Here is a 19856-nt window from a genome sequence, read left to right on the forward strand (position 1 = left end):
CCCCTCATGACCGCACTTCCGCAGGAGCGCCGCGTCGTCACCGCCATCCCCGGACCCAAGTCGCAGGAGCTGCAGGCCCGCCGGGTCGCCGCGGTCGCGCAGGGTGTGGGGTCCGTGCTGCCCGTCTTCACGGCGCGCGCGGGCGGCGGGATCATCGAGGACGTCGACGGGAACCGGCTGATCGACTTCGGTTCGGGCATCGCCGTGACCTCGGTCGGCGCCTCCGCCGAGGCCGTCGTGCGCCGGGCCTCCGCCCAGCTCGCCGACTTCACCCACACCTGTTTCATGGTCACCCCGTACGAGGGCTACGTGGAGGTCGCCGAGGCCCTCGCCGAGCTCACCCCGGGTGACCACGAGAAGAAGAGCGCCCTGTTCAACTCCGGCGCCGAGGCCGTCGAGAACGCCGTCAAGATCGCGCGGGCGTACACCAAGCGCCAGGCCGTCGTCGTGTTCGACCACGGCTACCACGGCCGCACCAACCTCACCATGGCGCTGACCGCGAAGAACATGCCGTACAAGCACGGCTTCGGCCCCTTCGCGCCCGAGGTCTACCGCGTCCCGGTCGCCTACGGCTACCGCTGGCCCACCGGCCCCGAGAACGCCGGCCCCGAGGCCGCCGCCCAGGCCATCGACCAGATCACCAAGCAGGTCGGCGCGGAGAACGTGGCCGCGATCATCATCGAGCCGGTGCTCGGCGAGGGCGGCTTCATCGAGCCGGCGAAGGGCTTCCTGCCGGCGATCAGCCGGTTCGCCCAGGACAACGGCATCGTCTTCGTCGCCGACGAGATCCAGTCCGGCTTCTGCCGCACCGGCCAGTGGTTCGCCTGCGAGGACGAGGGCATCGTCCCGGACCTGATCACCACCGCCAAGGGCATCGCCGGCGGTCTGCCGCTCGCCGCCGTCACCGGCCGCGCGGAGATCATGGACGCGGCGCACGCGGGCGGCCTCGGCGGCACCTACGGCGGCAACCCGGTCGCCTGCGCCGGTGCGCTCGGCGCCATCGAGACGATGAAGCAGCTCGACCTCAACGCGCGGGCGAAGGCGATCGAGGCCACGATGAAGGCCCGGCTGACCGCCATGCAGGACAAGTTCGACATCATCGGCGACGTCCGGGGCCGCGGCGCCATGATCGCCATCGAGCTCGTCAAGGACCGCGCGACCAAGGAGCCGAACCCGGAGGCCACCGCCGCGCTCGCCAAGGCCTGCCACCAGGAGGGCCTGCTGGTCCTGACCTGTGGCACCTACGGCAACGTCCTGCGCTTCCTGCCGCCGCTCGTCATCGGCGAGGACCTTCTCGACGAGGGCCTCGACATCATCGAGCAGGCCTTCGCCCGCATCTGACGTCACCGGGATTCCGGGGCTGCGGTGGCCGGTGGCAGAGGGTGTGAAGAAGGTGTGCGAGGTGGTGGTGAGGTTGGGATTCCGCCTGTCGTACGCCGTCGCCCTGCCGTAGGTTCTACCCAGATGAGAGATACACCCCGCCCACAGGGGACTGTGGGTGACATCAGGCCGGGGCCTCCCCAGCTTCGACCTGGTCGTGCCCTCGCGCACACACATGGAGCCTCTGGCTCCGGATCTCCTCACCGATCGGACAGTCGCCCGCCCCAAACCCCCCGGGGCGGCCGACGAACCGATCTGATCGGCCGCCCCGGAACCACCCCCCCTGTTCCGGGGCGGCCGGCCTTCCTCACCCTCCTTCTCGGAGTCCCGGCCCTCCTCTTCGCCCTGATCACCTGGCAGGTCGTCGAGGACGGGCCGTTTCTGCGTGTGGACGAACGGGTCAGCGCCGCCCTGCGGCACCCGGACCGCCTCGGCAGCGGCCTCTCCGACCTGGGCAACATCCAGGTCGCCGTACCCCTGCTGGTCGTGGCACTGGCGTACGTGACCTGGCGGCACCGGCGCGCGGGGACGGACCGCTGGTGGCTGCCGGCCACCGCGGGCGCCCTTCTGATGGCCCTGGTCCCGGCGGTCGTGGTCCCCCTCAAGATCTGGACCGACCGCTCCGGCACCCCCGTGGTCCCCCCGGGCACCGGCTACTTCCCCTCCGGCCACACCGCCACCGCGGCCGTCGCCTACGGCACCGCGACCCTCTTCCTCCTCCCCCTCCTCCGGGCCGCCCGCGCCCGCCGGGCCCTGGCCCTCCTCTGCGCGCTGCTCGTCCTGGCCGTCTCGTACGGCCTGGTCCGCCGCGGCTACCACTGGCCCCTGGACGTCCTGGCCGGCTGGTGCCTGTCGGCCCTGCTCCTCGGACTGCTGGTCACGGTCGTCAGGCGGTACGGCACGAAGCCGGCGCAGGACGAGACGACGTAACCGGCGGCCGGTACCCGCGGGAAGCACCGTGCCCGACGAGCAGGACCGGGTGACCGTCAGCCGAAGTAGCCGTCGAAGGTCTTCTGGAACTCCCCGCCGGAGAAGCGGTCCCAGTTGATCGACCAGGTCATCAGGCCGCGCAGGGCGGGCCAGGTGCCGTGCGTGGTGTACGAGCCGCAGTTCGTCCCGCGGGTCAGGCAGTCGAGGGTCTTGGTGACCTCCGCCGGGGAGACGTAGCCGTTGCCCGCGTTCACCGAGGCGGGCATGCCGATGGCGATCTGGTCGGGGCGCAGCGCCGGGAAGACGTTCGCGGGGTCGCCGGCGACCGGGAAGCCGGTGAGGAGCATGTCGGTCATGGCGATGTGGAAGTCCGCGCCGCCCATCGAGTGGTACTGGTTGTCGAGGCCCATGATCGGGCCCGAGTTGTAGTCCTGGACGTGCAGCAGGGTCAGGTCGTCGCGCAGGGCGTGGATCACCGGGAGGTAGGCGCCGCAGCGGGGGTCCTGGCCGCCCCACTTGCCGGTGCCGTAGTACTGGTGGCCCATCTGCACGAAGAAGGTCTCCGGGGCCATCGACAGCACGAAGCGGGACCCGTACTTCGCCTTGAGCGTCTTCAGGGCCGAGATCAGGTTCACGATCACCGGCGTCTTCGGGTTCCTGAAGTCCGTGTCGTCGGCGTTCAGCGAGAGGGAGTGGCCCTCGAAGTCGACGTCCAGGCCGTCGAGGCCGTAGGTGTCGATGATCGAGGAGACCGAGGAGACGAAGGCGTCCCGGGCCGCTGTCGTCGTGAGCTGGACCTGGCCGTTCTGGCCGCCGATCGAGATGAGCACCTTCTTGCCCGCCGCCTGCTTCGCCCTGATCGCCGCCTTGAAGTCGGCGTCGGACTCGACGTTCGGGCACTCCGTGACCGGGCAGCGGGTGAAGCGGATGTCGCCGGAGGTGACCGAGGTGGGTTCGCCGAAGGCCAGGTCGATGACGTCCCAGCTCTCCGGGACGTCGGCCAGGCGCGTGTAGCCGGCGCCGTTGGCGAAGCTCGCGTGGAGGTAGCCGACGAGGGCGTGGGTAGGCAGGCCGGTGGAACTGCCCGCTGCCGTGGTCGCGTTGACGGTGGTCGATCTCGCCGACTCCCCCGCGTCGTTGACCGCCGCGACCTGGAAGCCGTACGCCGTCGAGGGCGCGAGGCCGCTCACGGTGACCGAGGTCCCGCTCGCCGTCTGGACCCTGACGCCGTCCCGGTAGACGGCGTAGCCGGTGGCGCCCGTGACCGCCGTCCAGGACAGGGCCACGCTGGAGGACGTGACCGTTCCCGTCCGCAGGCCCGTGGGGGTGGCGGGCGGCTGCCCCACGTCGACGCCGGGACCGATGAGGGACACGTCGTCCGCCTGGTACGCGCCCGTCCCGTACCAGCCGTGCGTGTAGAGCGTGACCTTGGTGGTGGCCGGCCCGGTGCGGAAGGTCGTGGTGAGCCGCTGCCAGTCAGGGGCCGACTGGGTCCAGGTGGAGACGTCCGTGGTGCCGGTGCCGCTCGCGCCGAGGTAGACGTAGGAGCCCCGGACGTGTCCGGCGAGCGTGTACTGCGCGTCGGGCCGCACGGTCACCGTCTGGGCGCACTGGGCGTAGTCGCTGCCGGCCGGGGTCGCCTGCAGCGCCGAACTCCCACTGTGCACAGGGGTGTTGACGGTCGTACCCGCGGAGCAGCTCCAGCCGTCGAGGCCCGCTTCGAAGCCGCCGTTGCGCACTAGGTCCGCGTCGGCCGCACGGGCGGCCGACGAGAGCGCGGTGACACCGGACAGCGCCAGCAGAGCGGCGGTCAGGGCGGCGAGGACGGGCCTGATGAGCGTGTTGGGTCCGGTGCGTTCCACAAGGGCCTCCGGGCATGGGGGAATTGGAGGGTGGAGCGCGCCCAACTTGGTCCAGACCAATACGGGTTGTCAAGACCCTTCACCACGGCTCGCGGCCGTTCCCTCAGCCGTCGCCCTCCGTCGCCAGACCCGCCGCCGCCTCGTGCATCGCCAGTTCGAGCAGTGCCGGGTCGACGAGCACGCCGGAGCCGTCCGGTGGGACCAGCCAGCGCACCCCTCCGCCGGCCACCCGGCCCGGGTACGGCACGACGATCCACGTACCGGCGCCGGCCGTGCGGATGCCGGTGCCGAGCCAGCGGGCCGCGGTGCCCGGCGGCACGAAGAACCCCATGCGGGCGTCGCCGAAGTCCACCAGCACCGGGCCGAGCTGGTCGAGGATGCGGGTGAGGACGTCGAGCGTCGGATAGCCGAGCTCGCCCGGCAGGATCAGTACGTCCCAGGCCTTGCCGGCCGGGAGCAGCGCCACCCCGAGGGGATTGCGCTCCCACTCCCAGCGGCAGGCCTCGGGATCCGGTGCGACGGATGCCAGCCACTCGACCGCCGTCTTCGCCCCTGTCATGAGAAGACCTCCCTCTCTCTCGTCGACGCTGTTCGCGTCACGAGGGAGAGAGGGTTTCCCGGCGGGCATTACGCGGGTTCTGACCACCCGTTGGGGTGAATCAGATCACATACGATCGTTCAGCTATCGAATCCCAGACCGAGCTTGTCCATGGTGCGCAGCCACAGGTTGCGCCGCCCGCCGTGCGCGTCGGCGCGCGCCAGCGACCACTTGGTGAGGGCGATGCCGGTCCAGGCGAAGGGTTCCGGCGGGAACGGCAGCGGCTTCCTGCGGACCATCTCCAGCGAGGTCCGCTCGGTGCGCTCCCCGGCCAGCAGGTCCAGCATCACGTCCGCGCCGAACCGGGTGGCCCCGACGCCGAGGCCCGTGTAGCCGGCCGCGTACGCCACCTTGCCCTGGTGGGCGGTGCCGTAGAACGCGGAGAACCGCGAGCAGGTGTCGATCGCACCGCCCCACGCGTGCGTGAAGCGAATCCCCTCCAACTGCGGGAAGCAGGTGAAGAAGTGCCCGGCGAGCTTGGCGTAGGTCTCCGGGCGGTCGTCGTACTCGGCCCGCACCCGGCCGCCGTACGGGTAGACCGCGTCGTAGCCGCCCCACAGGATGCGGTTGTCCGCGGAGAGCCGGAAGTAGTGGAACTGGTTCGCGGAGTCCCCGAGCCCCTGCCGGTTCTTCCAGCCGATCGCGGCGAGCTGCTCCTCGCTCAGCGGTTCGGTCATCAGCGCGTAGTCGTAGACCGGCACGGTGTACGCCCGGACCCGCTTGACCAGGTTGGGGAAGATGTTGGTGCCGAGCGCCACCTTCCGGGCGCGCACGGAACCGTAGGGCGTGCGTACGGCCATGCCGGCGCCGTACGGCTTCAGATCCAGGGCGGGCGTGTGCTCGTGAACCCGCACACCGAGCCTCAGGCACGCCCGCTTCAGGCCCCAGACCAGCTTGGCCGGGTTGAGCATGGCCACGCCCCGGCGGTCCCACAGCCCCGCCTCGAAGGTCGGCGAGGCGACCTGTTCGCGCACCGCGTCGGCGTCGAGGAACTCGACCCCCTCGGCGAGACCCTTCCCCTGGAGCTCCTCGTACCAGTCGCGCAGCTCCCAGGCCTGGTAGGTCTCGGTCGCCACGTCGATCTCACCGGTGCGCTCGAAATCGCAGTCGAGGTCGTGCCGGGCGACCGCCTTCTCGATCTCGTCGAGGTTGCGGGCGCCCAGCTCCTGAAGCTTGTGGATCTCGTCGGGCCAGCGGGTCAGCCCGTTCGGCAGACCGTGGGTGAGGGACGCGGCGCAGAAGCCGCCGTTGCGGCCGGAGGCGGCCCAGCCCACCTCACGGCCTTCCAGCAGGACGACATCCCGCTCGGGGTCGCGCTCCTTGGCGTTGAGCGCGGTCCACAGCCCGCTGTAACCACCGCCGACGACCAGCAGGTCGCAGGTCTCGGCGCCGGTGAGGGCGGGCTCGGGGTGGGGCCTGCCGGGGTCGTCCAGCCAGTACGGGACCGGCCGGGCTTCGGAAAGTGCCTTCGTCCAACGGCTCATGGCGCTCGGGGCCATGATTTCAACTCCCTACAGGGGATTCTGCGAAAAGGCCTATGCCTTTTGCTTGTTGCGGCGGTTGCTGACGACCATCGAGGTCAGCACCAGAAGGACGGCGACGAGGAACATGGTCGTGCCGATGACGTTGATCTGCACGGGCGTTCCGCGCTGTGCCGAACCCCAGACGAACATGGGGAAGGTGACGGTCGAGCCGGCGTTGAAGTTGGTGATGATGAAGTCGTCGAAGGAGAGCGCGAAGGCGAGCAGCGCGCCCGCGGCGATCCCGGGTGCGGCGATCGGCAGGGTGACCCGGACGAAGGTCTGGAAAGGACCGGCGTACAGGTCCTGCGCGGCCTGCTCCAGCCGTGGATCCATCGACATCACGCGCGCCTTGACCGCCGTCACGACGAAGCTCAGGCAGAACATGATGTGGGCGATGAGGATGGTCCAGAAGCCCAACTGCGCGCCCATGTTGAGGAACAGGGTGAGCAGCGAGGCCGCCATGACCACCTCGGGCATCGCCATCGGCAGGAAGATCAGCGAGTTCACCGCGCCGCGGGCCCGGAAGCGGTAGCGCACCAGGGCGAAGGCGATCATCGTGCCGAGGACGGTGGCGCCGATCGTCGCCCAGAACGCGATCTGGAGGCTGATCGACAGCGAGCCGCACATGTCGGCGACCCCGCAGGGGTCCTTCCAGGCGTCCGTGGAGAACTGCTGCCACTCGTAGTTGAAACGCCCCTTCGGCTTGTTGAAGGAGAACACCGTGACGACGACGTTCGGCAGCAGGAGATATCCGAGCGTGATCAGTCCCGCGATGACGACGAGATGACGCTTGAGCCAGTTGACGAAGGCCATTTAAACCAGATCCTCCGTGCCGGACCTACGGATGTAGAAGGTGACCATGAAGAGAATCGCGGCCATCAGGATGAAGGAAAGGGCCGCGGCCGTCGGATAGTCCAGGATCCGCAGGAACTGCGTCTGGATGACGTTGCCGACCATGCGGGTGTCCGTGGAGCCGAGCAGGTCGGCGTTCACGTAGTCGCCGGCCGCGGGGATGAACGTCAGCAGCGTCCCGGAGACCACACCCGGCATCGACAGCGGGAAGGTGACCCTGCGGAAGGTGGTGACCGGCTTGGCGTACAGGTCGCCCGCCGCCTCGTGCAGCCGCCCGTCGATGCGCTCCAGCGAGGTGTACAGCGGCAGGATCATGAACGGCAGGAAGTTGTACGTCAGACCGCAGACCACCGCGAGCGGGGTGGCCAGGACCCGGTCGCCGGTGGTCCAGCCGAGCCAGTTGGTGACGTCCAGGACGTGCAGCGTGTTGAGGGCACCGACGACCGGACCGCCGTCCGCGAGGATCGTCTTCCAGGCGAGGGTGCGGATCAGGAAGCTGGTGAAGAACGGCGCGATCACCAGGATCATGATCAGGTTCCGCCAGCGGCCCGCGCGGAAGGCGATCAGGTACGCCAGCGGGTACCCCAGCACCAGACAGAGGATCGTCGCGGCACCGGCGTACAGGATCGAGCGCAGGAACTGCGGCCAGTAGTCGGCCAGCGCGTCCCAGTAGGTGGCGAAGTGCCAGGTGACCGTGTAGCCGGTCTCCAGGGAGCCCGTCTGCACGGACGTGGAGGCCTGGTAGATCATCGGCAGCGCGAAGAAGACCAGCAGCCACAGGATGCCGGGGAGCAGCAGCCAGTACGGGGTGAAGCGGCCCCTTCTGCGCGGGGGCTTCTTCTCGGGCGCGGTCGGGGAGAGCGGCGGGGGCGCCTCGGTGAGCGTCGCCATCAGACCGTCGCCTCTTCCTGGATGCCGGCGTCGATGTCCTGGGCGGCGTCCAGTCCGAAGGTGTGCGCCGGGTTCCAGTGCAGGACGACCTCGGCGCCGGGCACGAGCCGGTCGTCGCGGTCGATGTTCTGGGCGTAGACCTCGAACTCGGGGCAGACGGGGCTGTCGATGACGTACTGGGTCGAGACGCCGATGAAGGAGGAGTCGGCGATCTTCCCGGTGATCCGGTTGCGGCCGTCGGGGATCTCGCCGGCCTCGTCGGCATGGGTGAGGGAGATCTTCTCGGGCCGGACGCCGACCAGCACCTTGCCGCCGGTCGTGGTCGGACCGGAGTAGCGCGCCTCGGGCAGCACCAGCTTTCCGCCGCCCGCCCTCAGCACGATCTCGCCGCCGCTCCTGGTGTCGACCTCGGCCTCGATGAGGTTGGAGGTGCCGAGGAAGTTGGCGACGAAGGTGGTCTGCGGGTTCTCGTACAGGTCGGTGGGCGAGCCGAGCTGCTCGACGCGGCCCGCGTTCATCACGGCGACCGTGTCGGCCATGGTCATGGCCTCCTCCTGGTCGTGCGTGACGTGCACGAAGGTGATGCCGACCTCGGTCTGGATGCGCTTGAGCTCGAGCTGCATCTGACGGCGCAGCTTCAGGTCGAGGGCACCGAGCGGCTCGTCGAGGAGGAGCACCTTCGGGGTGTTGATCAGCGCCCGGGCCACGGCGACGCGCTGCTGCTGGCCGCCGGAGAGCTGGTGCGGCTTCTTCCGCGCCTGCTCCCCGAGCTGGACGAGCTCCAGCATGTCCTCGACCTGCTTCTTCACCGACTTGATGCCACGGCGGCGCAGGCCGAAGGCGACGTTCTCGAAGATGTCGAGGTGCGGGAAGAGGGCGTACGACTGGAAGACGGTGTTCACCGGCCGCTTGTAGGGGGGCAGCCGGGTGACCTCCTGGTCGCCGAGGTGCACGGTGCCCGTGGTGGGCTCCTCCAGGCCGGCGATCATGCGCAGGGTGGTCGTCTTGCCGCAGCCGGAGGCGCCGAGCAGGGCGAAGAAGGAGCCCTGGGGCACGGTCAGGTCCAGCGGCTGCACGGCGGTGAAGCCGTTGTCGTACGTCTTGCTGATGCCGGCGAGGCGGACGTCGCCGCTGCCCTCGGTGTTCTTGTTCGTCACGGTGATCACGCCCCAGTCAGCTTCGCGAACTTCTCTTCAAAGGCCGTCTCTTCCTTCGCGCTCAGGGAGCGGAAGGCGTGGGACTTCGCGGCCATGGCCTTGTCGGGGATGATCAGCGGGTTGTTCGCCGCATCCGCGTCGATCTTCTCCAGCTCGGGCTTCACACCGTCGACGGGAGACACGTAGTTGATGTACGCGGCGAGCTCGGCGGCCTGCCGGGGCTGGTAGTAGAAGTCGATGAGCCGCTCGGCGTTCGTCTTGTGACGCGCCTTGTTGGGGATCAGCATGTTGTCGGTCGACGTCATGTAGCCGCTGTCCGGGATGACGAAGTCGATGTCCGGGCTGTCCGCCTTGAGTTGGACGACGTCACCGGCCCAGGCGACACAGGCCGCGAAGTCGCCGCTGGTCAGGTCGGAGGTGTAGTCGTTGCCGGTGAAGCGGCGGATCTGCCCCTTGTCGACGGCCTTCTGCAGGCGCGCGACGGCCGCGTCGTAGTCGTCGGTGGTGAAGTTCGCCGGGTCCTTGCCCATGTCGAGCAGGGTCATCCCGATGCTGTCGCGCATCTCCGACAGGAAGCCGACCCGGCCCTTGAGCTTGGCGTTGTCGAGCAGGTCGGAGATCGACTTCACCTCCTGGCCGTCGAGCGCCTTCTTGTTGTAGGCGATGACGGTCGAGATGCCCTGCCACACATAGGAGTACGCCCGTCCCGGGTCCCAGTCGGGATCGCGGAACTGCGCGGACAGGTTGGCGTAGGCGTGGGGCAGGTTGGAGGCGTCCAGTTTCTGGACCCAGCCCAGCCGGATGAGCCGCGCGGCGAGCCAGTCCGTCAGCACGATGATGTCGCGCCCGGTGTCCTGCCCGGCCGCCAACTGCGGCTTGATCTTCCCGAAGAACTCGACGTTGTCGTTGATGTCCTCGGTGTACTTGACCGAGATGCCGGTCTGCTTCTTGAACTGGTCGAGCGTGGGGTGGTGCTTCTCGCTCTCGTCCACGTCGATGTACTCGGTCCAGTTGGAGAAGTTGACGGTCTTCTCCTTGGCCGAGTGGTCTTCCGCGGAGACGCCGCCCTGGGTGTTGCCGGCCGCGGGGATGCCGCAGGCGCTCAGCGTCCCGAGGCCGCCGACCGCGAGCGCGCCGCCCGCGGAGGCGCGCAACAGGGATCGCCGGGTCATGGCGGCCCGGCCGTTGCGGAAGCTGCGCCGCATGGCGGCCACTTGGGCCGGCGACAGGCGGTCGGGCTCGTACTGCTCCATGCGCTGGTGCCCTTTCGGGAAAGTGGGCGGCCGCGGGTCGGGCGGCCTGTACGGCTATCGGTCCCCGAAGATCGTGCGGTGCCAGTCCTTCCTGACGACCGCCGTATTGTCGAACATAACGTGCTTGAGCTGGGTGTACTCCTCGAACGAGTACGCTGACATGTCCTTGCCGAAGCCGGACGCCTTGTATCCGCCGTGCGGCATCTCGCTGATGATCGGGATGTGGTCGTTGACCCACACGCACCCGGCCTTGATCTCCCGCGTGGCCCGGTTCGCCCGGTAGACGTCCCGGCTCCAGGCGGAGGCGGCGAGCCCGTAGGGGGTGTCGTTGGCGAGCCGGATGCCCTCGTCGTCGCTGTCGAACGGCAGGACCACGAGGACCGGTCCGAAGATCTCGGACTGGACGATCTCGCTGTCCTGGGCGGCATCGGCGACGAGCGTGGGCCGGTAGTAGGCGCCCTTGGCGAGTTCGCCCTCGGGCACCTCACCACCGGTCACCACGCGCGCGTAGCCGCGCGCACGGTCGACGAACCCGGCGACCCGGTCCCGCTGGACGTGCGAGATCAGCGGCCCGAGATCGGTGCCGGCGGCGAAGGGATCGCCCAGCCGGACGCTCTCCATGAGGGCGGCGGTCCGCTCGACGAACGCCTCGTACAGCGGCCGCTGCACGTACGCGCGCGTGGCGGCCGTGCAGTCCTGCCCGGTGTTGATGAGGGCGCCCGCGACGGCCCCGTTGGCGGCGGCCTCCAGATCGGCGTCGTCGAAGACGACGAAGGGGGCCTTGCCGCCGAGCTCCAGGTGCAGCCGCTTGACGGTGGCGGTGGCGATCTCGGCGACCCGCTTGCCCACAGCGGTCGATCCGGTGAACGAGGTCATGGCCACGTCGGGATGCCCGACCAGCCGCTCCCCCGCCTCCTTGCCGGTCCCGGTGACGATGTTGACGACACCGTCGGGGATCCCCGCGTCGGTGGCGGCCTGGGCGAAGAGAAGCGAGGTCAGCGGAGTGATCTCGGCGGGCTTCAGCACGATGGTGTTGCCCGCGCCGATCGCCGGGAGGATCTTCCAGGCGGCCATCTGGAGCGGGTAGTTCCAGGGCGCGATGGACCCGACGACACCGATGGGTTCACGCCGCACGTACGACGTGTGGTCCGCGGAGTACTCACCGGCGGACTGCCCCTGAAGATGACGGGCGGCTCCGGCGAAGAACGCGGTGTTGTCGATGGTGCCCGGAACGTCGAACTCCCGGGTCAGCTTCAGCGGCTTGCCGCACTGGAGCGACTCCGCGCGGGCGAAGTCCTCGGCACGGTCGGCGAGCACGGCGGCGAACCGGTGCAGGGCGTCGGACCGCTCGCCCGGAGTGCTGCCCGCCCACCCGGGGAAGGCCGCCCGGGCCGCTGCGACGGCGGCGTCCACGTCCTCGACGCCCGCCAGCTCATAGGTGAAGACCTCCTCACCGCTCGCGGGGTCCACGACCGCGTGCGTACGACCGGAGGTCCCCCTGGTGAGACGTCCTCCGATGAACTGCGCGCCCTCGGCGAACCGCTCTTGGGCCGCGAACCGGTCCGGGATGGCACTGCCCGGGTTGTGCATGTCGCTCTCCTCCGCCGTCATCCCGCGGTTGCCGCGGACGGGTGGCGTAGCTCCAGCTCGATTTGAGTGCCGATCCTGACAGAGCAATGACACTCCTACAAGTGATTCCGTTGTTGCCTTTCGGTTACGCGACGGAATCTGTCGACCAGGTGTCGAGTCGCCCCGGAAAAGGAAGGACGGAGTGTCAGTGGTTCCTGCCAGACTCGCGTGCATGGGGAGAGTCACGGGGAAGATCGATTCACAGGATGCCCTGGTCAGGCAGGTCCGGGCCGGAGCCACCATCAAGTATCTGTACTTCTGGGGCCACCGCCCGCGTCCGGACGGCCGGGTCGGCGCGAGCTGTCTGAGCCAGTGGTGGCCGTCACCGTTCGTGGTGGACGGGGTGAGCTACGCGACCGCCGAGCACTGGATGATGGCGGGCAAGGCGCGCCTCTTCGACGACCCGGAGGCCGAGCGCCGGATCCTGGCGGCCGGCTCGCCGGCTCAGGCCAAGAACATGGGGCGTCTGGTCAAGGGCTTCGACGAGCAGGTCTGGCGGCGCGAGCGGTTCGGGATCGTCGTCGAGGGCAGCGTCCACAAGTTCGCGGCCCACGAGGACCTGCGGGGGTTTCTGCTGAACACCGGCGACCGGGTGCTGGTGGAGGCCAGCCCGGTGGACCGTGTGTGGGGCATCGGGCTCGCCGCGGACGACGAGGCGGCGGGCAACCCGGAGCGCTGGCGGGGCCCGAACCTCCTGGGCTTCGCCCTCATGGAGGCCAGGGACCGCCTCAGAAACGCATGAAGGGGACCACCTATCCGGTGGCCCCCTCATCCGCGCTCCGGCACTACCCGACCTGAACGGCCGCCACCGTGCCGAGGGAGCCCTCGTAGTAGTCGGGGTCGTCGTCCTCCGAGTTGATGGCGGCGGTGAATGCGATGGCAAGCAGCACGATCACCGCGATCCCGAGGATCGTCCCGATGATCCCCATGATGAACCCGGCCTGCGCCTGCCCGTGGTTGGTGGCCTCACCCCGCTCGGCCCGCTTGCGCCCCTTGACCCCGAACACGATGGCGAGCACCCCGAGCACCAGCGAGAGGACGCCGTACATGCAGAACAGGGCGCAGGACAGGATGCCCAGCACCATCGCGGCGACGCCCATGCCGTTCTGCGGCGGCACCGGCGGCGCCCAGCCGCCGTACCCCTGCGGGCCCGCCGGATAGGTGGGGTAGCCGTAGCCCACGGGAGCGCCGGGACCCTCGGGCCCGATCGGCGGGGGCGGCACCGGGGCGGGCCCGGCGGGGTAGCCGTACCCGGGAGTCGGGGCGGCGGGAGGCGGGAACCCGTATCCGTCCGGCACGGACGTCACAGTGGCCTGATCATGCACGGAGGGCGACGGCGGCGAGGGGTTCTTCTCCAACGAGGGCCCACCCTCCGGGGGCGCCCACGGATCCCTCTCCCCACCCGACTGCGTTCCGTCCGCCATGTCCACGTCCCCCTAGATCGTTGCTGCGGCCATGTTACGCGGCCGCTGCGTTGGGCTTGGGCGGGGCGCCTACGGAAGTGCCGGGGCGGGTCGTCGGGGCGAGTGCGGGTCCGTCGCGGCTTGTCGCGCAGTTCCCCGCGCCCCTGAGGGGTTGCAGTCACCTGCGCTACGACGGACCGCACACCACGACCGGCCGTCGGGTGCGGGTCCGGTGGGGGCTTGTCGCGCAGTTCCCCGCGCCCCTGGGGGGTTGCGGTCACCGGCGCCACGACGGACCGCACACCACGACCGGCCGCCGGATGCGGGTCCGTCGTGGCTGGTCGCGCAGTTCCCCGCGCCCCTGGGTGGGGCATGTGGACGCTCGTGCAGACGCGTACGGCGGTGAGGGGACGGGGTGGGGGGTGTCCGCCCGCAGCGGCCGGCGTCCGTTACAGAGCACCACTCAAGGGACCGAGGCGCCGGACCGAGGACGGATACCCCCCACCCCGGCACCGACCCCCAACACAACCGCACGCGCTACACACGCCCTCACCGGGCCGAAACGGGCCGCCGCAGGCATTCAGGGGCGCGGGGAACTGCGCAGAACGCCCGCCCCCACCCAGCCGCACACGACCGACAACCCACCCCCCTAACATGTTCCGCATCGATCAGCCGATCACCGCGCCGCACAGCACAACCCAGCACAGCCAGACAGACCCCCGTGCCCGGCGCCCAGCCAGGGGAGGCCCCCATGACAACCACCGACCGCGAGCACAACCACCTGCACACCTTCATCGCCGGCCTGCCCAAGGCCGAACTCCACGTCCACCACGTCGGCTCCGCCTCCCCCCGCATCGTGTCCGAACTGGCCGCCCGCCACCCCGACTCCAAGGTCCCCACGGACCCCGAGGCGCTCGTCGACTACTTCACCTTCACGGACTTCGCCCACTTCATCGACGTGTACCTCAGCGTCGTGGACCTGATCCGCACCCCCGAGGACGTACGGCTGCTCACCTACGAGGTGGCGAGGGACCTGGCCCGCCAGCAGGTCCGCTACGCGGAGCTGACGATCACCCCGTTCTCCTCCACCCGCCGCGGCATCGACGAGCGCGCGTTCATGGAGGCGATCGAGGACGCCCGCAAGGCGGCGGAGTCGGAGTTCGGCACGGTCCTGCGCTGGTGCTTCGACATCCCCGGCGAGGCCGGTCTGGAGGCCGCCGAGGAGACGACCCGCCTCGCCACCGACGACCGCCTGCGCCCGGAGGGCCTCGTGAGCTTCGGTCTCGGCGGACCCGAGATCGGCGTCCCGCGCCCCCAGTTCAAGCCGTACTTCGACCGGGCGATCGCCGCCGGCCTGCGCTCGGTCCCGCACGCCGGCGAGACGACCGGCCCGGAGACGGTGTGGGACGCCCTCACCCACCTGCACGCCGAGCGCATCGGGCACGGCACGAGCTCCGCCCAGGACCCGGCGCTCCTCGCGCACCTCGCCGAGCACTGGATCCCGCTGGAGGTGTGCCCCACCTCCAACATCGCGACCCGGGCCGTCCGCACCCTCGACGAGCACCCGATCAAGGAGTTCGTGAAGGCGGGTGTGGTCGTCACGATCAACTCCGACGACCCGCCGATGTTCGGCACGGACCTGAACAGCGAGTACGCGGTGGCCGCGAGGCTGCTGGACCTCGACGAGACGGGCCTGGCCGCACTCGCGAAGAACGCGGTCGACGTGTCGTTCCTCGACGAGCCCGGCAAGACGAGGATCAGGGAAGAGATCGACACCTACACCACCACCTGGCTCACCCCCTGACCGCACGACCCCACCGACCCCGCACGACCACACCGACCCCGCACGATCCACCGACCCCACTGACCCCGCACCGCTCCCATGGCTCCCGCCGGGGCCCCGCACCCCGTCACGCCCCGCCTTCCGCCCGCCCCACAATGGGCGCATGCAGAAGCTGACGGCCGTGGCACACCGCGGCGACCCCTACCGCGTCCGTGAGAACACGATCGACTCCCTGCGTGCCGCGCTCGACCGGGGCGCGGACGCGGTGGAGGTCGACGTACGGCTCACCAGGGACGGCGTACCGGTCCTGCTCCACGACGACACGCTGAAGCGGCTGTGGGAGCACGACCGCCCCCTCCGGTCCCTCTCCGCGGACGAGGTGCGGGGCCTCACGGGCGGGCGGGTGCCGACCCTCGCGGAGGCCCTGGAAGCCACGGACGGCCACCGCCTGATGCTCGACCTGCCCGGCACGCGGGAGGTACGGGTCGCCCGCCGCGTGATCGACGTGGTGCGCGAGTGCGGTGCCGGGGACCGCGTCTACTACTGCGCCGACGCCACCGCGATGCTCGCCGTCCGCGCGGCCGACCCGGCCGCGGAGATCGCACTCACCTGGACGTCCTCGGCGCCCCCGCGCCCCGTCCTGCTGGACGCGGTCGGGCCCCGCTGGCTCAACTACCGCTTCGGCCTGCTCGACCGGGACCTCGCGGACCGCGTGCACGCCGACGGCTACCTGATCTCCGTGTGGACGCCGGACACCCGCCGTTCGATGCGCCGCCTGGCCGCCCTGGGCGTCGACTCGATCACGACGAACCGGGTGGACGTCCTGTGCGCGCTGAGAGCACAGGCGAACGGCGGCTAGCGCCCCCACACTTTTTCGCCCCCTAGGGGCAGCCCCCTTACAACTCCCCTGATTGCAGCCGGAGTTGCTCAGGGCTCGACCAGGGGCCGGGCCCTTCTCGGTGACGATCCCGCCCCCTCGGCGGCCCCGCAGGATGATCACGCACATCCCACATCCCACATCCCCCATCCCCAGGAGCCGACCCATGCGTGACATCCGTCGCAGAAGCATCCTCGCCGGTGCCCTCGCCGTGCCCCTGACCGCCGGCCTTCCGACCGCGTCCGCGACGGCGACCACGGCCACGCAGCAACCCTCCGCGCCGGACGCCGACGCCCTGGGCGCGGCGCTCGCGGGGCTCCCGGACGCGAACGCCACCGCGGCCCTGGTCCGGGTCGGCGGCGCCGACGGCCGCTGGCGCGGCAGCGCGGGCGTGCACGACCTGGAGAGCGGGCGGCCCGCCGATCCGCACGCCCGCTTCCGGGCCGGTTCGACGACGAAGGTGGTCACGGCGGCGGCCGTACTGCGACTGGCGGCCGAAGGGCGGATCGGCCTGCACGCGCCGGTCCGGCACCTCTTGCCCGGTCTCCTCGGCAGGCAGTTCCGGTCGGTGACCGTGCGGCACCTGCTCAACCACACCAGCGGCATCCCGGCGGGCGAAGGGCTCGGCACCACCTTCGAGGAGGTGTACGCCCACCGCTTCGACACGCTCAGCCCCCAGCGGGTCGCCGCGTCCGCGGGTGCGAAGGAGCCGGAGTTCAGCCCGGGAAGGCAACAGCACTACCTCAACATCAACTACACCTTCCTGGGCCTGCTGATCGAGAGGGTGACCGGGCGGTCGTACGCCTCCGAGGTCAACCGGCTGGTGCTCGCTCCGGCCGGGATGCGGGACACGTACTTCCCCGGCACCGACCCGCGCATCCTCGGCCCGCACAACCGGGGTTACCAGGCGGTGACGAGGGCCGACGGGACGACGGAGTTCCTGGACGTCACGGAGTGGAACCAGACGGACCGGTTCGCGGCCGGGGACATGATCTCCACGACCGCGGACCTGGAGCGGCTGCTCACCGGGCTCCTCCGGGGGCGGATCGTCCCACGGCCCCACCTGCGGGAGGTGTTCTCCGTCCCGTCGGACATCCCCGGAGCGAGCTACAGCGCGGGCGGCCTCCAGCGCTTCGAGTCCGGCGGCCAGGTCTACTGGGTCAAGTCCGGCGGCCGGTACGGCTACAACTCGGCGATCGCCGGCACCCGCGACCTGAGCCGCACGCTCGTGTACTCGGTCAACTCCACCGACGCGAAGAGCGAGGACGCGAACCCGGTCGTGGTCAGGATCATCACGGCGGCGCTCAAGTAGCGGGCACGGCGGGGGCGTCGGGGGCGTCAGGCACCGAACCGTACGGCGCCAGCGCCTCCAGCCGCTTGATCCTGCGCCGCACGACGTACAGCGGGAGCACGCCGAGCACCCCGAACGACATGTCGATCACGCTCCACCAGAACGGGATGCCCCGGATCGGCCCGCAGATCAGGGCGAGCGGGATGATCCCGGCGCAGGCGATCATCCCGAACTCGACGACCCAGACGTTGCGGACCGGGTCGCGGTAGGGGCCGTAGAACGCGACCGCGATGACCAGGTGGGCGAAGGCCAGCCAGTCCGTGCCGTAGAGGAGGAAGGGGTAGTCGGAGTCGGCGGTGTCGAGCCCCCGCCGGACGCGCGAGATCCAGTCCATGAGCGCGTCCGGCGCGGGGAGGTGCCGCAGCACGGCCTCGGTCCAGCGCAGTTCGTGGACCAGCGGGAAGGCCGTGGCACCGCTGAGCACCAGGCAGACGACGAAGAAGGCCAGCCATGCGCGGATGCCCCTGAGTTGGGCGGCTCTGTCGCTCATGGCAGCAGCGTACGCCTGGAATTGAACATGTTCAAAACATGGTGCGCGGGGTCCGGTGTCAGCTCGCCGCCGCCGTCTCGGCCAGCTTCTGGAACTCGCCGAGGTCGTAGTTGGCGAGCGCCGAGTCGAGGTTGGTCAGCGCGCCGAGGTGCTCGATGAACCCCTTCGGGTCGTACTCGATCTGCAGGGTCACCCGGCTCGTGGTGTCGGTGAGCCGGTGGAAGGTGACCACGCCCGCGTGGTGCACCCCCTCCACCGTGCGCCAGGCGATGCGCTCCTCCGGGACGACCTCGGTGAGCTCGGCGACGAAGTTCTTGTCGGCGCCGGGGAGTTGGAGCTGCCAGGCGAAGCGGCGCTCGTCCATGCGCTCCACCAGGCGTACGTGGCTCAGAAACGCCGGCCACCGGGTCACATCGCTCCACAGTGCCCAGGCGACAGCGACGGGAGCCTCGATGTCGACCGTTTCCACGAGGGACGCGGACATGCGGCACCTCTCCTTCCGATCAGCCGGGAAACGGCCCGGCGGTTGGGGGTGCGAAGCGGATACCCCCGTCGGAACGGCACACACGGCGCAAGGACGGTCGGCCCGCGCACCGGAGCCGCCGCCCTCGACCCGCCCGGCGCTCACAACCCCACGATCGCGTTCCACCGCTTGGCGTACTCGCCGCGCTCCGCGGACGTGATGTCCCGTGCGATCACGAGCCGTTCGCGCATGTCGCCGTCCGGGAAGATCAGCGGGTTCTCGGCGAGGGCCGCGGTCTCCGCGTCCTTCGAGGCGGCCAGGACGTCCCGGGCGGCGGGGACGGGACAGACGTAGTTGACCCAGGTGGCGAGTTCCGCGGCGACCTCGGGGGCGTAGTAGTGGTCGACGAGGCGCTCCGCGTTGGCCTTGTGCAGGGCGCGGTCGGGGATCATCAGGGAGTCCGACCAGAGCTCCGCGCCCTCCTCGGGTACGACGAAGCGGATGTCGGGGTTGTCGGCCTGGAGCTGGATCACGTCCCCGGAGTAGGCCTGGCAGGCCAGGACGTCACCGGTGACGAGGTCCTTGGTGTAGTCGTTGCCGGTGAAGCGGCGGATCTGGCCGTTGCGCACGTGCCGCTCGACCTGGTCGCAGACCTCGTCGAAGTCGTCCGCCGTCCACTTCCTGATGTCGACGCCGTTGCCCTGCATCAGCAGCGCGAACGCCTCGTCGAGACCGGAGAGCAGGGTGACCCGGCCCTTGAGGTCGTCCGCCCAGAGGTCCTTCACGTGCCGGATCTCGCGGCCCAGTCTCCTGCGGTCGTACGCGATGCCGGTGATCCCCGACTGCCAGGGCACGGTGGACCTGCGGCCCGGGTCGAAGGCGGGCGAACGCAGCAGCGGGTCCAGGTACTCGGTGACGTTCGGCTGGTTCGCCCGGTCCATCTCCTGGACCCAGCCGAGCCGTACGAACCGCGCGCACATCCAGTCGCTGACGACGATGAGGTCGCGGCCGGTCTGCTGGTGGTTCATCAGCGCGGGGCTGATCTTGCCGAAGAACTCGTCGTTGTCGTTGATCTCCTCGACGTAGTCGACGGATATGCCGGTCCGCTTCCGGAAGGCGTCCAGCGTCGGCCGCCGCGTCGAGTCCTCGTCGTCCGTGTCGATGTACAGCGGCCAGTTCGCCCAGCTCAGCCGCTTGTCGGTGGCGGAGCGATCGGCGACGGCCCGGTCCCCCGCGGCCACGTACGCGGCGGGCACCCCGCACCCGGCGAGCCCGCCCAGCACCGCCCCACCGCCGAGCGCGCGCAGCAGGTTCCTACGGGAGAGCGGGGCCGATGTCCTCGATGTGAGTGGCATGGCCGCAGCATGTCGCCCCGCCCCACACCCCCACAATCGACGCAGCGTCAAGCGACCCG

At 70.2% G+C, this 19856-nt stretch carries 18 protein-coding genes; 6 read left to right on the plus strand and 12 right to left on the minus strand.

What is annotated here, in order from left to right; translation table 11 throughout:
- The first annotated feature begins 6 nt into the window (after positions 1–6).
- Together gabT and ACZ66S_RS33500 are read left to right on the plus strand one after the other, a co-directional pair.
- Complete coding sequence (gene gabT / locus ACZ66S_RS33495) at positions 7–1341, plus strand: 4-aminobutyrate--2-oxoglutarate transaminase (RefSeq protein WP_469905329.1); 1335 nt, start codon at positions 7–9, stop codon at positions 1339–1341.
- Positions 1342–1494: 153 nt separating this feature from the next.
- Positions 1495–2310: a phosphatase PAP2 family protein gene (locus ACZ66S_RS33500; RefSeq protein WP_469905330.1), complete on the plus strand. Its 816-nt coding sequence runs from the start codon at positions 1495–1497 to the stop codon at positions 2308–2310.
- Positions 2311–2366: 56 nt separating this feature from the next.
- Here the strand turns inward: ACZ66S_RS33500 and ACZ66S_RS33505 are convergent, their stop codons facing one another.
- From ACZ66S_RS33505 to ACZ66S_RS33540, 8 genes are all read right to left on the minus strand, one after another.
- Positions 2367–4172 carry a chitinase gene (locus ACZ66S_RS33505; RefSeq protein WP_469905331.1) on the minus strand — a complete coding sequence of 602 codons (1806 nt, stop codon included), beginning with the start codon at positions 4170–4172 and terminating at the stop codon, positions 2367–2369.
- Positions 4173–4275: 103 nt separating this feature from the next.
- On the minus strand, positions 4276–4731 hold the full coding sequence (locus ACZ66S_RS33510) for a hypothetical protein (protein WP_280849043.1): 456 nt from the start codon (positions 4729–4731) through the stop codon (positions 4276–4278).
- Positions 4732–4850: 119 nt separating this feature from the next.
- Positions 4851–6269 carry an NAD(P)/FAD-dependent oxidoreductase gene (locus ACZ66S_RS33515; RefSeq protein ID WP_469905332.1) on the minus strand — a complete coding sequence of 473 codons (1419 nt, stop codon included), beginning with the start codon at positions 6267–6269 and terminating at the stop codon, positions 4851–4853.
- Positions 6270–6305: 36 nt separating this feature from the next.
- Positions 6306–7106 carry an ABC transporter permease gene (locus tag ACZ66S_RS33520; protein ID WP_469905333.1) on the minus strand — a complete coding sequence of 267 codons (801 nt, stop codon included), beginning with the start codon at positions 7104–7106 and terminating at the stop codon, positions 6306–6308.
- On the minus strand, positions 7107–8036 hold the full coding sequence (locus ACZ66S_RS33525; RefSeq protein WP_469905334.1) for an ABC transporter permease: 930 nt from the start codon (positions 8034–8036) through the stop codon (positions 7107–7109).
- Positions 8036–9202, minus strand: coding sequence for an ABC transporter ATP-binding protein (locus ACZ66S_RS33530; protein ID WP_469905335.1), 1167 nt, complete (start codon positions 9200–9202; stop codon positions 8036–8038). The genes ACZ66S_RS33525 and ACZ66S_RS33530 overlap by 1 nt, the downstream gene beginning before the upstream one ends.
- Positions 9199–10446 (minus strand): polyamine ABC transporter substrate-binding protein, encoded by a 1248-nt coding sequence (locus ACZ66S_RS33535; protein ID WP_469905336.1) that lies wholly within the window; start codon positions 10444–10446, stop codon positions 9199–9201. Before ACZ66S_RS33535 ends, ACZ66S_RS33530 begins: the two co-directional genes overlap by 4 nt.
- Positions 10447–10500: 54 nt before the next feature.
- Positions 10501–12036, minus strand: coding sequence for a gamma-aminobutyraldehyde dehydrogenase (locus tag ACZ66S_RS33540; protein ID WP_469905337.1), 1536 nt, complete (start codon positions 12034–12036; stop codon positions 10501–10503).
- A 211-nt stretch (positions 12037–12247) separates the two neighbouring features.
- Here ACZ66S_RS33540 and ACZ66S_RS33545 point away from each other — a divergent pair, with 211 nt between their 5' ends.
- Positions 12248–12817, plus strand: coding sequence for an NADAR family protein (locus tag ACZ66S_RS33545; RefSeq protein WP_469905338.1), 570 nt, complete (start codon positions 12248–12250; stop codon positions 12815–12817).
- A 43-nt stretch (positions 12818–12860) separates the two neighbouring features.
- Here the strand turns inward: ACZ66S_RS33545 and ACZ66S_RS33550 are convergent, their stop codons facing one another.
- On the minus strand, positions 12861–13499 hold the full coding sequence (locus tag ACZ66S_RS33550) for a DUF4190 domain-containing protein (protein ID WP_469905339.1): 639 nt from the start codon (positions 13497–13499) through the stop codon (positions 12861–12863).
- 730 nt (positions 13500–14229) lie between these two features.
- Between ACZ66S_RS33550 and ACZ66S_RS33555 the strand changes: the two genes are divergently transcribed.
- From ACZ66S_RS33555 to ACZ66S_RS33565, 3 genes are all read left to right on the plus strand, one after another.
- Complete coding sequence (locus tag ACZ66S_RS33555; RefSeq protein ID WP_469905340.1) at positions 14230–15282, plus strand: adenosine deaminase; 1053 nt, start codon at positions 14230–14232, stop codon at positions 15280–15282.
- A gap of 142 nt (positions 15283–15424) precedes the next feature.
- A complete protein-coding gene (locus ACZ66S_RS33560; RefSeq protein ID WP_469905341.1) occupies positions 15425–16120 on the plus strand; it encodes a glycerophosphodiester phosphodiesterase in 696 nt (231 codons plus the stop codon).
- A gap of 184 nt (positions 16121–16304) precedes the next feature.
- On the plus strand, positions 16305–17450 hold the full coding sequence (locus tag ACZ66S_RS33565; RefSeq protein WP_469905342.1) for a serine hydrolase domain-containing protein: 1146 nt from the start codon (positions 16305–16307) through the stop codon (positions 17448–17450).
- On the opposite strand, the gene ACZ66S_RS33570 is transcribed toward ACZ66S_RS33565, so the two are convergent.
- The 3 genes from ACZ66S_RS33570 to ACZ66S_RS33580 form a co-directional block, all read right to left on the minus strand.
- Positions 17443–17979 (minus strand): hypothetical protein, encoded by a 537-nt coding sequence (locus ACZ66S_RS33570; protein WP_469905343.1) that lies wholly within the window; start codon positions 17977–17979, stop codon positions 17443–17445. The two genes, ACZ66S_RS33565 and ACZ66S_RS33570, sit on opposite strands and share 8 nt — an antisense overlap.
- A gap of 58 nt (positions 17980–18037) precedes the next feature.
- On the minus strand, positions 18038–18463 hold the full coding sequence (locus ACZ66S_RS33575) for an SRPBCC family protein (RefSeq protein ID WP_469905344.1): 426 nt from the start codon (positions 18461–18463) through the stop codon (positions 18038–18040).
- Between the two features lie 140 nt (positions 18464–18603).
- Positions 18604–19797 carry a polyamine ABC transporter substrate-binding protein gene (locus ACZ66S_RS33580; protein ID WP_469905345.1) on the minus strand — a complete coding sequence of 398 codons (1194 nt, stop codon included), beginning with the start codon at positions 19795–19797 and terminating at the stop codon, positions 18604–18606.
- Positions 19798–19856 lie beyond the last annotated feature (59 nt).

The sequence above is a fragment of the Streptomyces sp. NPDC107471 genome, from assembly GCF_055582845.1.

Excerpts from the sequence above, each read along its gene's own strand:
- gabT (WP_469905329.1), top strand. The coding sequence starts at position 7 with ATGACCGCACTTCCGCAGGAGCGCCGCGTCGTCACCGCCATCCCCGGA.
- ACZ66S_RS33540 (WP_469905337.1), bottom strand. The coding sequence starts at position 12,036 with ATGCACAACCCGGGCAGTGCCATCCCGGACCGGTTCGCGGCCCAAGAG.
- ACZ66S_RS33580 (WP_469905345.1), bottom strand. The coding sequence starts at position 19,797 with ATGCCACTCACATCGAGGACATCGGCCCCGCTCTCCCGTAGGAACCTG.
- ACZ66S_RS33570 (WP_469905343.1), bottom strand. The coding sequence starts at position 17,979 with ATGAGCGACAGAGCCGCCCAACTCAGGGGCATCCGCGCATGGCTGGCC.
- ACZ66S_RS33555 (WP_469905340.1), top strand. The coding sequence starts at position 14,230 with ATGACAACCACCGACCGCGAGCACAACCACCTGCACACCTTCATCGCC.
- ACZ66S_RS33535 (WP_469905336.1), bottom strand. The coding sequence starts at position 10,446 with ATGGAGCAGTACGAGCCCGACCGCCTGTCGCCGGCCCAAGTGGCCGCC.
- ACZ66S_RS33575 (WP_469905344.1), bottom strand. The coding sequence starts at position 18,463 with ATGTCCGCGTCCCTCGTGGAAACGGTCGACATCGAGGCTCCCGTCGCT.
- ACZ66S_RS33520 (WP_469905333.1), bottom strand. The coding sequence starts at position 7,106 with ATGGCCTTCGTCAACTGGCTCAAGCGTCATCTCGTCGTCATCGCGGGA.
- ACZ66S_RS33510 (WP_280849043.1), bottom strand. The coding sequence starts at position 4,731 with ATGACAGGGGCGAAGACGGCGGTCGAGTGGCTGGCATCCGTCGCACCG.
- ACZ66S_RS33565 (WP_469905342.1), top strand. The coding sequence starts at position 16,305 with ATGCGTGACATCCGTCGCAGAAGCATCCTCGCCGGTGCCCTCGCCGTG.
- ACZ66S_RS33545 (WP_469905338.1), top strand. The coding sequence starts at position 12,248 with ATGGGGAGAGTCACGGGGAAGATCGATTCACAGGATGCCCTGGTCAGG.
- ACZ66S_RS33560 (WP_469905341.1), top strand. The coding sequence starts at position 15,425 with ATGCAGAAGCTGACGGCCGTGGCACACCGCGGCGACCCCTACCGCGTC.
- ACZ66S_RS33515 (WP_469905332.1), bottom strand. The coding sequence starts at position 6,269 with ATGGCCCCGAGCGCCATGAGCCGTTGGACGAAGGCACTTTCCGAAGCC.
- ACZ66S_RS33550 (WP_469905339.1), bottom strand. The coding sequence starts at position 13,499 with ATGGCGGACGGAACGCAGTCGGGTGGGGAGAGGGATCCGTGGGCGCCC.
- ACZ66S_RS33525 (WP_469905334.1), bottom strand. The coding sequence starts at position 8,036 with ATGGCGACGCTCACCGAGGCGCCCCCGCCGCTCTCCCCGACCGCGCCC.